The sequence below is a fragment of the Bacillus sp. GbtcB10 genome (genome assembly GCF_019091365.1).
GTDB lineage: Bacteria > Bacillota > Bacilli > Bacillales > Bacillaceae > Bacillus > Bacillus altitudinis.
In genome coordinates this window covers 173823-187073 of sequence record NZ_JAGXJP010000001.1, presented here as the reverse complement: position 1 = coordinate 187073, position 13251 = coordinate 173823, and the positions used below count along the sequence as shown (strand labels likewise).

The 13251-nt window shown below is 42.2% G+C and carries 16 protein-coding genes and 1 pseudogene; 9 read left to right on the top strand and 8 right to left on the bottom strand.

All coding sequences use genetic code 11. The features are described 5' to 3' along the window. Positions 1 to 46 precede the first annotated feature (46 nt). Positions 47 to 1888 carry an asparagine synthase (glutamine-hydrolyzing) gene (gene asnB / locus KVT11_RS01010; RefSeq protein WP_024720029.1) on the bottom strand — a complete coding sequence of 614 codons (1842 nt, stop codon included), beginning with the start codon at positions 1886 to 1888 and terminating at the stop codon, positions 47 to 49. A 156-nt stretch (positions 1889 to 2044) separates the two neighbouring features. On the opposite strand from asnB, the gene KVT11_RS01005 reads away from it, so the two are divergent. Then, positions 2045 to 2572 carry a DUF2777 family protein gene (locus KVT11_RS01005; protein WP_144626461.1) on the top strand — a complete coding sequence of 176 codons (528 nt, stop codon included), beginning with the start codon at positions 2045 to 2047 and terminating at the stop codon, positions 2570 to 2572. A gap of 38 nt (positions 2573 to 2610) precedes the next feature. Here KVT11_RS01005 and KVT11_RS01000 read toward each other — a convergent pair whose 3' ends face one another. The 4 genes and pseudogenes from KVT11_RS01000 to KVT11_RS21510 all read right to left on the bottom strand — a co-directional run. Next, on the bottom strand, positions 2611 to 2979 hold the full coding sequence (locus KVT11_RS01000; protein WP_007499115.1) for a YisL family protein: 369 nt from the start codon (positions 2977 to 2979) through the stop codon (positions 2611 to 2613). Between the two features lie 91 nt (positions 2980 to 3070). Further along, positions 3071 to 3976, bottom strand: coding sequence for a fumarylacetoacetate hydrolase family protein (locus tag KVT11_RS00995; RefSeq protein ID WP_048001710.1), 906 nt, complete (start codon positions 3974 to 3976; stop codon positions 3071 to 3073). Between the two features lie 18 nt (positions 3977 to 3994). After that, positions 3995 to 4321 carry a hypothetical protein gene (locus KVT11_RS00990; RefSeq protein ID WP_017360211.1) on the bottom strand — a complete coding sequence of 109 codons (327 nt, stop codon included), beginning with the start codon at positions 4319 to 4321 and terminating at the stop codon, positions 3995 to 3997. Positions 4322 to 4577: 256 nt separating this feature from the next. Continuing rightward, positions 4578 to 4628, bottom strand: a pseudogene (locus tag KVT11_RS21510) (hypothetical protein); the annotation flags it as partial. A 203-nt stretch (positions 4629 to 4831) separates the two neighbouring features. Here KVT11_RS21510 and KVT11_RS00985 point away from each other — a divergent pair. The 8 genes from KVT11_RS00985 to KVT11_RS00950 all read left to right on the top strand — a co-directional run bounded on the left by KVT11_RS00985 (position 4832) and on the right by KVT11_RS00950 (position 8301). Next, positions 4832 to 5926 (top strand): CotH kinase family protein, encoded by a 1095-nt coding sequence (locus tag KVT11_RS00985; RefSeq protein ID WP_217608970.1) that lies wholly within the window; start codon positions 4832 to 4834, stop codon positions 5924 to 5926. Positions 5927 to 6048: 122 nt separating this feature from the next. After that, positions 6049 to 6210: an aspartyl-phosphate phosphatase Spo0E family protein gene (locus tag KVT11_RS00980; protein ID WP_008348605.1), complete on the top strand. Its 162-nt coding sequence runs from the start codon at positions 6049 to 6051 to the stop codon at positions 6208 to 6210. Between the two features lie 127 nt (positions 6211 to 6337). Next, on the top strand, positions 6338 to 6559 hold the full coding sequence (locus tag KVT11_RS00975; RefSeq protein ID WP_003211745.1) for a spore germination protein: 222 nt from the start codon (positions 6338 to 6340) through the stop codon (positions 6557 to 6559). Between the two features lie 14 nt (positions 6560 to 6573). Next, positions 6574 to 6807 (top strand): spore germination protein GerPB, encoded by a 234-nt coding sequence (locus tag KVT11_RS00970; protein WP_017366980.1) that lies wholly within the window; start codon positions 6574 to 6576, stop codon positions 6805 to 6807. A 31-nt stretch (positions 6808 to 6838) separates the two neighbouring features. Continuing rightward, entirely contained in the window at positions 6839 to 7453 is a 615-nt protein-coding gene (locus tag KVT11_RS00965) for a spore germination protein GerPC (protein WP_017366979.1), read from the top strand. Then, positions 7450 to 7626, top strand: coding sequence for a germination protein GerPD (locus KVT11_RS00960; protein ID WP_003210893.1), 177 nt, complete (start codon positions 7450 to 7452; stop codon positions 7624 to 7626). Before KVT11_RS00965 ends, KVT11_RS00960 begins: the two co-directional genes overlap by 4 nt. After that, the gene (locus tag KVT11_RS00955) at positions 7626 to 8060 is read left to right on the top strand and encodes a spore germination protein GerPE (protein WP_025207112.1); all 435 of its coding nucleotides are present in this window, start codon (positions 7626 to 7628) and stop codon (positions 8058 to 8060) included. The genes KVT11_RS00960 and KVT11_RS00955 overlap by 1 nt, the downstream gene beginning before the upstream one ends. Positions 8061 to 8082: 22 nt before the next feature. Next, entirely contained in the window at positions 8083 to 8301 is a 219-nt protein-coding gene (locus KVT11_RS00950; RefSeq protein WP_003211468.1) for a spore germination protein, read from the top strand. A gap of 47 nt (positions 8302 to 8348) precedes the next feature. Here KVT11_RS00950 and KVT11_RS00945 read toward each other — a convergent pair whose 3' ends face one another. The 3 genes from KVT11_RS00945 to sbcD are packed head-to-tail and all read right to left on the bottom strand — an operon-like array spanning position 8349 to position 13233. Next, the gene (locus KVT11_RS00945) at positions 8349 to 8648 is read right to left on the bottom strand and encodes a hypothetical protein (protein WP_017360217.1); all 300 of its coding nucleotides are present in this window, start codon (positions 8646 to 8648) and stop codon (positions 8349 to 8351) included. 17 nt (positions 8649 to 8665) lie between these two features. Further along, positions 8666 to 12061 (bottom strand): exonuclease subunit SbcC, encoded by a 3396-nt coding sequence (sbcC, locus tag KVT11_RS00940; protein ID WP_210552352.1) that lies wholly within the window; start codon positions 12059 to 12061, stop codon positions 8666 to 8668. Then, the gene (gene sbcD / locus KVT11_RS00935; RefSeq protein ID WP_007499123.1) at positions 12058 to 13233 is read right to left on the bottom strand and encodes an exonuclease subunit SbcD; all 1176 of its coding nucleotides are present in this window, start codon (positions 13231 to 13233) and stop codon (positions 12058 to 12060) included. Before sbcD ends, sbcC begins: the two co-directional genes overlap by 4 nt. Positions 13234 to 13251 lie beyond the last annotated feature (18 nt).

Sequence of the window (13251 nt, the reverse complement as noted above, 5' to 3'; positions counted from 1 at the left end):
AAAAAGCCGACTTCCTTTCAACAAGTGCAAGAAAGCCGACCCTTTGTTATGCTTCTATATCAATTCGATATGTTTCAAACCAATGATGAATCTGTGCCAAATGGGCAATGAGCTGTGGGCCTTTCATTAACTGACCATACCAAGGGACCTGGAAAGAAGCCCCTTCCGTTTCAATCAGCTGTTTTAATTGATGTGGATCTAAAAATTCATGAAGCACAGAATCCTTTTGCGCGAGACAATCTGTTAACATCTCTTTTACCGCCTGAGTATAAGCAGGATGATGTGTTTTCGGATAAGGGCTCTTCTTGCGATAAAGCACTTCATTCGGTAAAATTCCCTCTAATGCTTTCCTCAAAACCCCTTTTTCCCGATTTCCATACATTTTCATTTCCCAAGGAATATTCCATACATACTCAACAAGACGATGATCTGCGAATGGTACACGTACCTCAAGGCTCGCCCCCATGCTCATACGATCTTTTCGATCCAGCAGTGTTGTCATAAACCAAATCATATTTAAGTAAAAAAGTTCTCTTCGGGCTTTATCTACTCCAGTTTCTCCATCTAAAAGAGGGGTTTCTGCCACGGTTTCTTCATATTTGCTTTGCGCATATTCCTTCAGTGATAATTTCTTTTGCCATGAGTCTTGAAGAAGCTGAATGCGTGCTTCCGTTGATCTCATCCACGGAAATCCATTGGTTTCGCTTGCCATGTGAAACCATGGGTAACCTCCAAAAATTTCATCTGCACATTCACCTGATAAACCAACAACAAAATCCTTTTTAATTTCTCGGCAGAACCATAGTAAGGAAGAATCAATATCTGCCATCCCCGGCAAATCTCGCACTTCAACCGCTTCTTTCAAATAAGAAGCCAGCTCTTTTTGCCCGATGATACAGCTGTGATGATTCGTTTGAAACGCTTTGGTCATTCGATCAATCCACGGCCCGTCAGCATTGGGCTGGAATTGACTTGCTTCAAAGAATTGATCATTTCCGTCGTAATCAACGGAATACGTATGCAGCGGGGCTTTCCCTATTTTCTCAAAGTGCTTGGCGGCAATGGCCGTAATGGCACTAGAATCCACTCCGCCCGATAAAAACGTACATACAGGCACATCAGAGACGAGCTGTCTTGTAACGGCATCCGTAAAGAGTTCCTTCACGTGCTGAGCGGTGTCATCAAGCGAGTCTGTATGCTGCTTGCTTTTGACATTCCAATACCTCCACACACGCAAACCATCTTTTGAAAAGGTTAGGGCATGTGCCGGCCTCAGCTCTTTCACCCCTTTAAATACGCCTTGCCCTGGTGTTCTAGACGGCCCTAGGCCAAAAATTTCTGATAAGCCTTCATGATCGACTTTGGCTTTCATCTCAGGATGAGCCAGAAGTGCTTTGATTTCTGAACCAAACAAAAAGGAATGATGACGTTCTGTATAGAAAAATGGCTTGACACCGAGCCGGTCTCTCGCTGCAAATAATAATTCACGCTCACTATCCCAAATGACAAATGCAAAAATTCCATTAAAATGGGTCACACACTCTTCCTTCCATTCTGTATAGGCGTGAAGAAGAACCTCTGTATCAGAATGCCCAAGAAAGCGGTGCCCCCTTTTGAATAATTCTTTTCGTATATCCTCTGTGTTATAGAGTTCTCCATTGTATACCACCGTATAATCATGGTGTTGATGGGTATATGTCATCGGCTGCTTTCCGCCTTCAACATCGACAACGGCTAACCGTTTATGGCCGAAAAGAACGTGCTCACTTTTCCACGTATTTGTATCATCCGGCCCTCGTTTAGATAATGTATCTGTCATTTGATTGATTACATGATCCTGTTGGATGAGCTGCTTTTTAAAGTCTGCCCAGCCTGTTATTCCACACATCATCATCAGCTCCCATCCGTTTTTCATCAAGTGTTCTCATTTAGCCTTTCTTAGTTTATGCATCGTCTCCTTGATAGTTGATTTGTCCTTTTTTCTTCCTGTGTATAGGACAAGCTTCATTTGGTAAGAAAAGAAAGAGGAAAGGAGGTTTTGCGAATGGAGAACCGCATGACCTATCTTCAGCAAAACCACCCAAAATGGTGTAACGGGTACTTACTGATGGAAAACGGTCATTGTCTGATTGAAGACGAAGAAGGAGACATCATGATGCCTGAAAGCCTTCAAAGTTCTATGATCTGTTTGAAAGAAAAGGATCGATGGACAAAAGGAGAATTGCTCGGGTCTGTCGTTCTTTGTGATAATGGGAAGTTGATGGAGGTAAAAGGCGGTGAACGCATTCAATATACAGCGTCTCTTTCTAAAGGGTGGCTTGATTTGCTTATGTTCGTACCAGAAAGCGTCTTTTATCAGATCATTGACCATGTAGAACAGCTTGGCTTTTCCGTCTATGATTGTGTCTTCTCTTCCTTCCATCCTTCTCATCGCGTGTCTTTTTTTCAGTTTTCAGGAGACATGCAATCACTTGCCCTTCAATGCAACCATCATTCGGGTACAAATCAAGTTCAATTGGAATGGACGACGTCTGACGGTCACCGGCTGATGTCTCAGTTTGATCTCACATAAAAAGGGCACTGCTTTTGATAAGCAATGCCCTTTTTATCTTAAAAGATATGGAAACCGATCGGCAGACGTAAGCCGAGAAGAATGGTCACAATAGCAACCACGATAAAACCAATGAATACACCCGTCACCGATTTTCCTTTTTTCTTGCGTACAAGGACCATTTCCATGAAACCAATCACAAGAATACCAAGTATCATTTTTCCAACATACTCGCCCCCGTAACCCGGGATTTTCATTCCTGTGCGAACATACAGCTCTACACCCGTTGCAATAATAATCAAGTAAAATAGGCGTACGATCATATGCACAATTTTAGCGCCTTTATCGTTTTTACCTGCTAATGCAAAGGCAACGAAAAATAAGATAATACCTAGCACCCACGCTGTAATATGTAAATGTGTTCCCATTTGTGATTTCCCCCTTTATCAGAACAATTACCTTCTCATCGTACCACGAAATAAGTCGAACACAAAGCGACAATCCTGTGTCAACACGCCTTTATTTGACGCGATTTGATAACGTCCCAATTGGTTCAATTGTTACTTCAACCTGATCGCCTGAGGCTAAAAATTTTGGCGGTTCAAAACCTTTGCCGACTCCAGAAGGTGTACCTGTTGCAATGATGTCTCCCGCTTCCAGCGTCATCCCTTTTGAAAGAGTTGACACAATGTCTTCAATTGGGAAGATCATTAATTCCGTACTGGCAGACTGACGAACCTCTCCGTTTACCTTTGTTTCCACATGGAGTGCTCCATGATCCTCGATCACTGACTTGTGAACGATATAAGGTCCCATTGGACAAGTTGTATCTAAGCTTTTTCCTATGAAAAATTGTTTGTGTTTTTTCTGCAAATCTCTTGCCGTTATATCATTTAAAATGGTGTAACCGAAAATGTAATCTTGGACCTCTTCTGGAGCAATATTCTTTCCTGTTTTGCCAATGACAATGGCAAGCTCCCCTTCGTAATCCAATTCACTTGTCACATCTTCATGGAGAAGAATGTCCGCTTCATGCCCTACAACAGAGGTAGGCGCCTTTGTAAAGATCATCACGTCTTTAGGAATATCTGCCGCACTTCCCATTTCCATGACGTGATCTTGATAGTTTTTCCCAACACACATGATGTTTTTCGTTGGTTTTGGAATTGGTGCATGGAGTGTCACGTCCGAAAGCGGATAGACATAAGAGCCGCGGTCTTCTTCTTTTTTCTCCGCCCAATCAAGAAGCTGTTTGACGTGTTCGACAAACTTGTCCCCCATGTTGATGCATTCAAATAAAGAGTTTGGCAATGTTTCTAGCTCAAATAGTTTTGCTTCTGCCTTTTTGACGTCCATCACCCATTCATCATCAATGACGACCCCGATAAACAATCTGTTATGTATCTCACCTGTAAAAAACTTCATGTCTTCCCCTCACAATCTTCATTTCAATACATTATGATGTCTCATTTTTATTTCTCTACGAAATAAAAAAAACCCTTTTTTATCATACTCTCTTTTAAAAAGGGTTTCAAAAATGAAGACCTGACATTTAGCGGTAGCGTCGATACTCCCACATATTCCCTTGATCCCATTTACGATCAACATTTCCTTGATGGCGGGAATGATGTTTTTTCTTTCCGCATCTTCGGCAAGAGTGACTCCGTTTATGGTGATGAGAACGTTTAGATCGATGGCTGCGGTGTGATTTGCGGCAGCTTTTCTTATGATGTGATCTGTGTTTGCTGCGGCATGATTTTTTTGGTTCACTCTTTTTGCTACGGCAAGACTTTTTGCTTTTATACGACTTTTTACTTTTGCATGGTTTCTCGCTCTTTACACTTTTCTTTGAGCAGCGACTTTTTTTAGAGCGATAGCTTTTATGGCTTTTTTTGCTGCGATGTGACTTACGGCAGCCTCCCCCACCAAAGAACCAGTGACGGCGATTTGAATGACGAGAACGAGATGATTTGTGCGAATGTCCCGATTCAGGTTCACGATCTAAGTGATGATCACGCCCCTCACTTCGAAGTGAATCAACTGCATGTTCAATATGCGAATGATCAAATGTGCTCACGAACAATTCCCCTCCCAATCTGTGCTCTGACAAAACAAACAGACAAAGCTGTTTATCTTCTCTGCTTTATGTTACGAGACTCGATAGACAAGTGTTCTTGGCGAATGCCTCTTTCTTAGAAAACTCCATGAATACCTACCAGCAGGTACAGGACATTCCTTCATTTTCATATAGTGGAGGAGATATAGGAGGGTGATGAACGCATGGACACAGAACCTTTAAAACAACTGGATATCTGGATTCATCCAAAAGATCTCATGGATTTAAAAAAGGACGTATGGAACGATGAACCCGTCGAGGCCATTCTGAAAACCGGCCAAACGAAGTCACATATTTATGCCTCATACCGAGGATCACACATCCGAAAGCTCAAGAAAAAATCCTATCAAATTGAATATCGAAAACCAAAGCAAAGACAGGGCGAATCCCTTTTTCACTTAAATGCAGAGTACAATGATCCTTCTTTCATTCGCAACAGGCTGTCTTTTTATTTCTTTGAACAAATGGGTGTGTTCAGCCCGTCCGCTTCTCATGTGTTTCTGACCATTAATGGAAGAAAAGAAGGCATATATTTAAAAATAGAATCTGTAGATGAGCTGTTCCTCCAAAAACGACAGCTGCATGGTGGCGGCATTTATTATGCTGTAGATGATGACGCCAATTTCTCTCTTTTAAGTTCATTTGATAAAAAGCCAAAAAAACATCTTCTTCTCGGTTATGAGAAAAAAACGGGAACTCCTGAACACGACAAGCAGCTGAGTGAATTTATTTACTTTTTGAACACCGCAAGGGACGACACGTTTGCAAATAAGATTGAGCAGTATCTTGATGTGACACAATATTTCCGCTGGCTCATTGGTGTCGTGTGTACCCAAAATTTTGATGGCTTTGTTCATAACTATGCCCTTTATGTGAATGATCAAGGAAGGTTTCAAGTAATGCCTTGGGATTATGATGCGACTTGGGGTCGTGATATTCACGGAGAAGAAATGGCGTTTGATTATATTCCAGTCAGCGGTTTCAATACATTAACCGCTAGATTACTAGACATCCCTGCATTTAAAATAGACTATTATGCCCTTTTCCAGCACGTACTAGATACACATTTTTTAGAAAAACGGCTTCTCCCCATCATTGAGACATGGCATGCTTCGATTGAGCAGCGAATTGGAGATGATCCATATACGAAAAACCGACAAGACATGCTGCGTTCAGAGCGAGAATTAATCCGACAGTATATCAACAAAAGACGACGTTATTTACAAACTGAGATTAAAAAAGAGACATCGCGCCTGTAAAGACACTTTCGAATTTTGTCACTTTAGTTCTCATATTGACGAAAGAGCTTTTTTTATAGAAAAATAGGGTATACTAACCATATCCTTCTATTTGATAAAAAATGTGAGAGTTGGCGTCCGTTATGATCAATTATGAAATTGAACAAAAAAGATTACATTTAATTGAGACCGCAAAAAAATTCGGAATGAATGCCGAAGAAACCATCAGGTGCAGTCAAGAGCTTGACACACTCTTAAATAAAGGCATCAAAACCACCTCTAAAGAATGCTCGAATAAAGGGTAAACCATACACTTCATTCCTCTCATCAAAGTTCTTCAAAAAGACAATCACATATTAAAAGACCCATCATAAGCTATGGTGAAACGCCCAAAAACGAAGTGCCCTATTTTTCTAAAGGATGTGCACCGCTATGCCGGCTATTGTTGGAGCCTTTAAAGTAAATGCCGTCGGAACGAGCGGAGTCGTTCATGTTGGAGACTGCATCACCATTTCTCCAAATAGTCAGGTTAAAACGTTTGCCGGCGCAGGCAGTTTTAACACTGGTGATCAATTACGCATTAGCAACTATAAAAGTGTGACAAATACGTATGATAGTGATGTCATTGATCAACCGCTTGTTGGTAACTTGTAAGGAGTGAGAATCCGTTGAACTTCTATATTAATCAAGCGATACAAATTAATTACTTACGTGTGGAGTCTGTGAGTAACTCATCCGTTCTGCAAATCGGAAGTGCTGGATCAATCAAGGCACTCTCCAATCTGTATAACACTGGAAGCTACGTAGAGTCAGCACCTGCCGCAGCAGGCACACAAGGAATTCAAGAATCTCAAGGCGCAAGCACAGCACCTTTTGTACCGCTTCAGTCACCAACAACATAAGTTCATCTGCAATCCCCGGAGGTGTATGCATATGTATGACTATCAAAACAACGCTTCACAATTGTATGGCATCATTCAAAAGCAAACACAGCAAATCATGATGCTTGAAAAAAGGCTTAACGAGCTTCAGCAGGAAATGCAAATGATCAAAGATAAACCGACAACAACGATTGAACGGATTGATTATCAATTTGATCAACTGAAAATCGAGCGGCTGGAAGGCACATTAAATATCGGCCTCAATCCATCTGATCCAAATAGTGTTCAAAATTTTGAAGTGGGCCAAACAACAACCCCGGGAATTGGAATGATGCAGCAAGAAATGGCTGATCAATCTTTCAATCAAACACGCCAGCTTGTCGATGCATTCTTAAATGAAGAAGCTCCACAGCTTCTTGAAGAACTAGAGCAGCGATACGAAGGCTCGCTTGATGAAAGCAACAAACACCATATCATTGAGGACATTCGAAAACAAATAGACAGCAGAATCAAATATTATGCGGGGCAGCTACCACAAAGGGAAGATATGACCCCGCTTCAACGTTCCGAGCAAATTGCTGAATATGTGAAACATGATGTCAAACGGGCAATCGAGCACTTTTTAGCCCATATTCCAAATGAAACGAAAGGAGAGGAAAACGGATGAATTTCACAGTCGTCAACCGCAACATCGAAACCGGAAGCATTAAAGTAGTTGGGGTATCGTCCTCTTCCCTATTTATTATCGGGGACACGGATCACGTACAACTGTCATCGATTTTCGATACACCGCCAGAATCATTAATTATTGGACCGTTTGTTCCTCTAGCCCCTCGATAATGATCAAGCGCACATCTCAAGTGAAGTTCTCGAAGGTGAATTCTGTCGGGATTTCAAGTGTTGTTCAAATTGGTGATACACAAGAGCTATGTCCGAACGTGAAGGTGTTAGCTGTTCAGCGAACCATTAGTTTGTTTTATGGAAATGAAGCTGAAAACCTAGATGCAAAAGAATTTGAAGTGTATTATGAGCCGATCCCATTGATGCTGCCAGAACGAGCGGTTAGAACGGCCTTTTATCATGAAAAGCCTCTCATTAAAGTGTCGTCCATTCATGTAGAAGGGGTCTCTTCCTCCTCTATCTATCAAATTGGCTCTACTTGCGGAATAAATGCCGTTGCGCGAGTGAAGCATATTCGAGAGTTATTTAGCAACAATGACGAACAGCCGCCAAACTCACAATTGGACCTACCTGCGCATATGATGGTGATATGACTTCGAATAAAGGATGTCGATTATGCCAGCAATTGTCGGACCCATTTACATTAACTCGATTTCTGGGGGCGTCGTAAACGTCGGTGACTCATTTTATCTTTCGCCTAAAAGTTCTTCAAAATCTGCTTTAGGCTCTGGAGCGGGGAATACCGGAGATTTCTTGATTTTAAATAATGGCATTAGCGCCACCAACTATGTGGATCCTGACTTAAATGATCAGAATATGGTAGGCAATGCATAAAGCGGCTCCTCTTCACTCATTTCATTTAGAGGAGCGCTTTTTTATGTTTATTTCTTTCTGCGTTGTCTTGATTTCTTTGTTTTGACCAGCTTGCTTGCCGGCTGCTTTCGAATCCATTTGATGTACGGAACAAGCTTTTCATCTTGTCTTAGTGCATCCAGCGTATTCAAACGTGCGGCAAGCTCCTGGTTTGTATAAAGAGCATGTACCTGTTTATGGCAAGGGATACACAGGAAGGCAGTCGGTAGAAAGGCCCCTCCCTCTTCTCTTGGCGTCAAGTGATGTTCCGTAAGGACGACCTCTTGTCTTCCGCACAGCTCACATAATCCAATCGTTTGCTTTGCCATCCTGAGATCACCTCACTTTACATTAATTCCATCGAGACTGTTGTTCCTTTCCCTCTTGGATCTGCTGGGTGGACAATCAGTTTCTTTGGCAGTCTCATCTTTAATTCTTCCACATGGCTAATCACACCAACGGCCAAATTTTGAGACTGTAGCTTCTCTAATGCTGTAATCACCGTATCTAACAAGTCTTGATCGAGCGTACCAAATCCTTCATCTAAGAAGAAGAATTGCAGCGGGAACTCACCTCTCAGCTGAATTTGTGCAGACAGAGCAAGGGCAAGTGCTAAAGACGTCAGGAAAGTTTCTCCCCCAGACAAGCTGGATACCGGACGTCTGACACCTCCATTGGCATCATCCCGCATCACAAAACCGCCCTCTGAATCGACTTCAATGGCATACCTTTGTCTTGTCAAAATCCCAAGACGATGAGAAGCATCACGGCTGACACTTTCTAGCTGTTCTTCTGCTAGGAACTCAACAAATGTATTCCCTTTAAACACAGTTTGAAGCTTATCCAGCCGGTCAATTTCTTGCTGCAGTTCTTCAAGGCGTTCATGAATGCTTGCAAAGCGCTGATGGTTTGCTTCAATCACTCGCAGATGCTCTTGTGCAGATCCACTCAGCGCTGTCGCTTCTTCAAGCGCTTTTTCCGCCGCTTCTTTTTTTAGTTGAATGTCTGTCCACTCGTCTTCATCCAGCGACTCACCTTTTAACAGTTCAGAAATTCGCTTTAAGTTTGCTGCACATTGCTTTCTTTTATCCTCAAATTCATCAATTTCCTGTTTGACTGTAAGACGTACAGATCGATCCATTAAAGCAGGTGCTATCTCCTGAGGATGAGCAAAAGGAGTAGATGCTGTTTCTTTTTGCCACGCTTTCTCAGCTTCTTGTTTTCGCCGCTTCGCCTCTTGGAGCTGACGTTCACTGCTTGAGAAATGGCTTTGTGCCTCACTAAATAATTGCTGTGCATGCTTAAATTGCTCGTACGATTGCTGTTCTTTTTCATTTAAATGAGCAAGAGATTGTTGAACTTCGTCCAGTTCATCAGAAAGAGAAGCGGCTTTTAAAGGATATCGCTGTAAATCTGTTTCATATTGATCGATCAGGTGTTGCTGGCTTCCCAGCTGATGCGCCAGCTTATCGAGTTCCTTCTCTAGATCGTATATGGCTGTTTGCAGATGCTCTTTTGCCTGCTGTTTTTCCTCTAGAAAAGAAATACTCTTCTCAATACGCTCTTGATAACCTTCCGCTTGTTGATCCTTTTCATCAATTTGTTGCTGCATTTCCTGCACTTGGTTGATTGTCAGGTGAGGAAAGGTCTGTTCAAATTGCGTCAGTTGTTCGGAAAGCTCAGATCGAAGCTCCTTGATCAGCATGTCTAGTTCTTGTATGCGCTGCTGCTCAAATGTCAGTTGATCTTTGACTTTGCTCATTTCTGCCGCTTGATCATAAGTGACGTCCATTAAACGAGCTCGTTTGCTTTCGATTGCTTGAATATCTTGTTTTACGCCTTTCCATTCTTGAATCAGCTGGTGCAAAGACTGCGGATTCTGTACTGCTTCTACTGCTGCAGCTACTTCAGAATCGGGGGCTTTTTGAGATAAAAAGGAGAACTGTTTAACTAATTGATTGGCATGCGTTTCAAGCAGCTGCTTTGCAGCAAACATGTCTCTAGCATATTCCTCTGCCAGCTTGAGCTCTTTATCCATTTTTACAATCCATTCATCAATTTGGGCAACCGTTTCTTCATGGACATTGTCTATCACAGCCTTTGGATCATGATGAATCGATCCACAAACAGGACATGGTTCACCGTCTACTAGCTCTGCCGCTAATTCTTTTCTTAATTCTGCCGATCTGACAACATCACGCTGTTTTAATTTTTCTTGTTTTTTGTCCTGCTCTTTATGACTCCATTCTGTAAGACCTCGTTCAAATTCACATACATAAAAATACAATTGCTCTATCGCTTGAAACGATTGATTTATTTTTTCATGATGATCTTTTTGCTGTTTTTGAAGCTTTTCATACGATTGTGTCGCCTGTGCTGAACGCTGTCTTAGCTCCTCAATCTTTTGTTCTTCCTTTTGAATGCTCACATTCATTCTTTGAACATTTTCACTGAAACGAAGTGCGTCTTGTACAAGTTTCCGCTCTTTGACAGAGACTTGTAATTGTTCCAGCTCATGCTTCAACTGTGTTTGTTTCGCAAGCGCACGCTCTAATAAAGATTGCACGTTTTCGGCTTCCGCTTTTTTTTGAGTCAATTGCTGCGCTTTTTCATGGTTTTGCTGCTCTAGTACGGTCTTTTCCTGAAGAGCTGTTTCTTTTTTTCGTTCAATTTCTTTTAATTGAATCAGCTGCTCTTTCTTTTGAAGAAGCTCTGGCTCATTTTCCATTTTCTTTTGCCGCGTTTGCTCATACTCCTGCGTCATTTGATCATAGATCGTTCGTTGATGAAGTAAATGTTTTTCTGCTTCCTGCTTCTCTTTTGATGCTTGAGAGAGCTGCTTTTCAGCCTTTGTTAATGCATCCGCATAAGGCTTTAATGTCTCTGCCTGCTCTGCAATGTGAAGTTGATTCTTTTTCTCTTCCATCGTGGATGCCAGCAGATTGAGGTTGTGTTGTTCCTTCTCGTACGCTTCTTGTTCCTTTTGATACTGCCAGATGGCTTGCGCTTTTGTAAAAGCAGTGAACGCTTCGTCCCGCGTTTGTTTTTTCTCATGAAAAATAGCTTGCGCCTGCGCAGCTGCTTCTTTAGCTTTCGCTAATGCCTCTGGACCAGCTTCTCCTAATCCAGTCAGTTCAGCCAGCAGTTCGTTTTTCTGACCATAGTGTTTTTGAGCCTTTGCGCGTAAACGTTTGACGAGCTGATCACCATATTTCTCCAAATTAAACAAACGCTGCAGCATTTGGCGTCTGTCGGCTCCTTTCAATGAAAGGAATTCCGCAAACTTTCCTTGGGGTAAAACAACCGCTCTCGTAAAATCGTCAATGGTTAAACCAAGTAATTCTTCTATTTTACGATTGACCTCACTTGCTTTATCTGCAAGAACTGTCTGCGTATCACCAATTTCAATCAATCGGCATAACGTCGTTCTAACCTTCATTTCATCTGCCCTTTTAAAGGCACGTTCCACTTTATAAGAAATATGGTGTTCCCTTTGCAAAGCGAACGTAAAGGAGACAGACAGCTTTTCTTCAGCTTGGTTCAAAATACCATGCGTATTATTGAGTGCACGTTCGACCTTGCCATAGAGTGCTAGTGTCATGGCATCTAATATGGACGATTTTCCGCTTCCAGTCGGTCCAAAAATACCAAACACACCTGCATCACATAAGGAGCTAAAGTCAATGGTTTGCTCTTCTCTGAAGCTATGAAGTCCTTTAATGGTTAGCGTGATCGGCTTCAATTCGCTTCCTCCTCTTGCATGTCATTGGCAAGCTCTAAAAATAGCTTGACGGTTTTTTCATCAGGTAGACCTCCACCTGTCTGACGCTCATAAAATTTCACGAACCGCTCTTCAATCGAGAGCTTTTCCACTTGTTTTTGTTCTTCTTTTTGCTGTAACTCTTTAAACTTTGGTCTAATATGGACAAATCCACTATGCTGTTTTCTAAGCTGATGAATTTGTTCGATCGACAGCTGATCTGTTAAGTGAATCTCTAAATCAATCCAGGCTTGAAGATCCCGCTTTTCATCCAGCCAACTGTGTACTTGGCTCAGCCCTTCAGTCGCCTTCCACTTCATAAGTGGTTTACCGCTTGATAAAAACACTTCTTTCCAGCTTGCTGTTTCATTCGGTTTTGCATCCACAATGGTGACTGATTTGGCGTAGCCTGCTTCAGAAAAGCTGTATGCAAGTGGAGAGCCAGAATAGCGGGCAATCGTTTTGGCACGTTTAATGGTTTGGGGGCGATGCAAATGCCCCAGTGCGACATAACAAGCCGCCTCAGGCAGACTTTCGGCCGCAACGGTATATGCGCCTCCCACTTCAATCGGCCTTTCCGAATCCGTTTGACTGCCACCTGCCACATAAATATGACTTGTTGCGATATTAACCGTATCCGCCTGAAATTGGTTGCTTAAATGTTGAAACATTTGTTGTATTTTTAAATTGTACTGATCACGGAGCAGTTTCTCTTCAAATGTTTCAGCCAGCACCTCGTTTAGCCTTGCTTCGGATGGGTAAGCGAGTGCGGCAATAGATAGACGTTCACTTGCAGAAGGAACATCGACATGAATTAAATCATTTGTCGGATATCCAATTAAATGAATCCCCTGCTCATTCGTTAAAGGAGATGCGGCTGATAAACGGTCTGGGTTATCATGGTTGCCAGAGATCACAACCACCTGACGCTTTCCTTTATCAGATAATGCAGACAGACTTTCATAAAAAAGCTGTTCTGCGCGAGCAGGAGGGTTCACTGTATCAAAGGCATCGCCTGCCATCACAATGACATCAATGTGTTCATCCTTGACGATTTGATTTAATTCATCTAAAAACTCCGCTTGCTCCTCAAGCCTGCTTCGGCCTTCAAGGGTTTTCCCTAGATGCCAATCCGCTGTATGCAGAATCCTCATGTGATTCACCTCTCATTC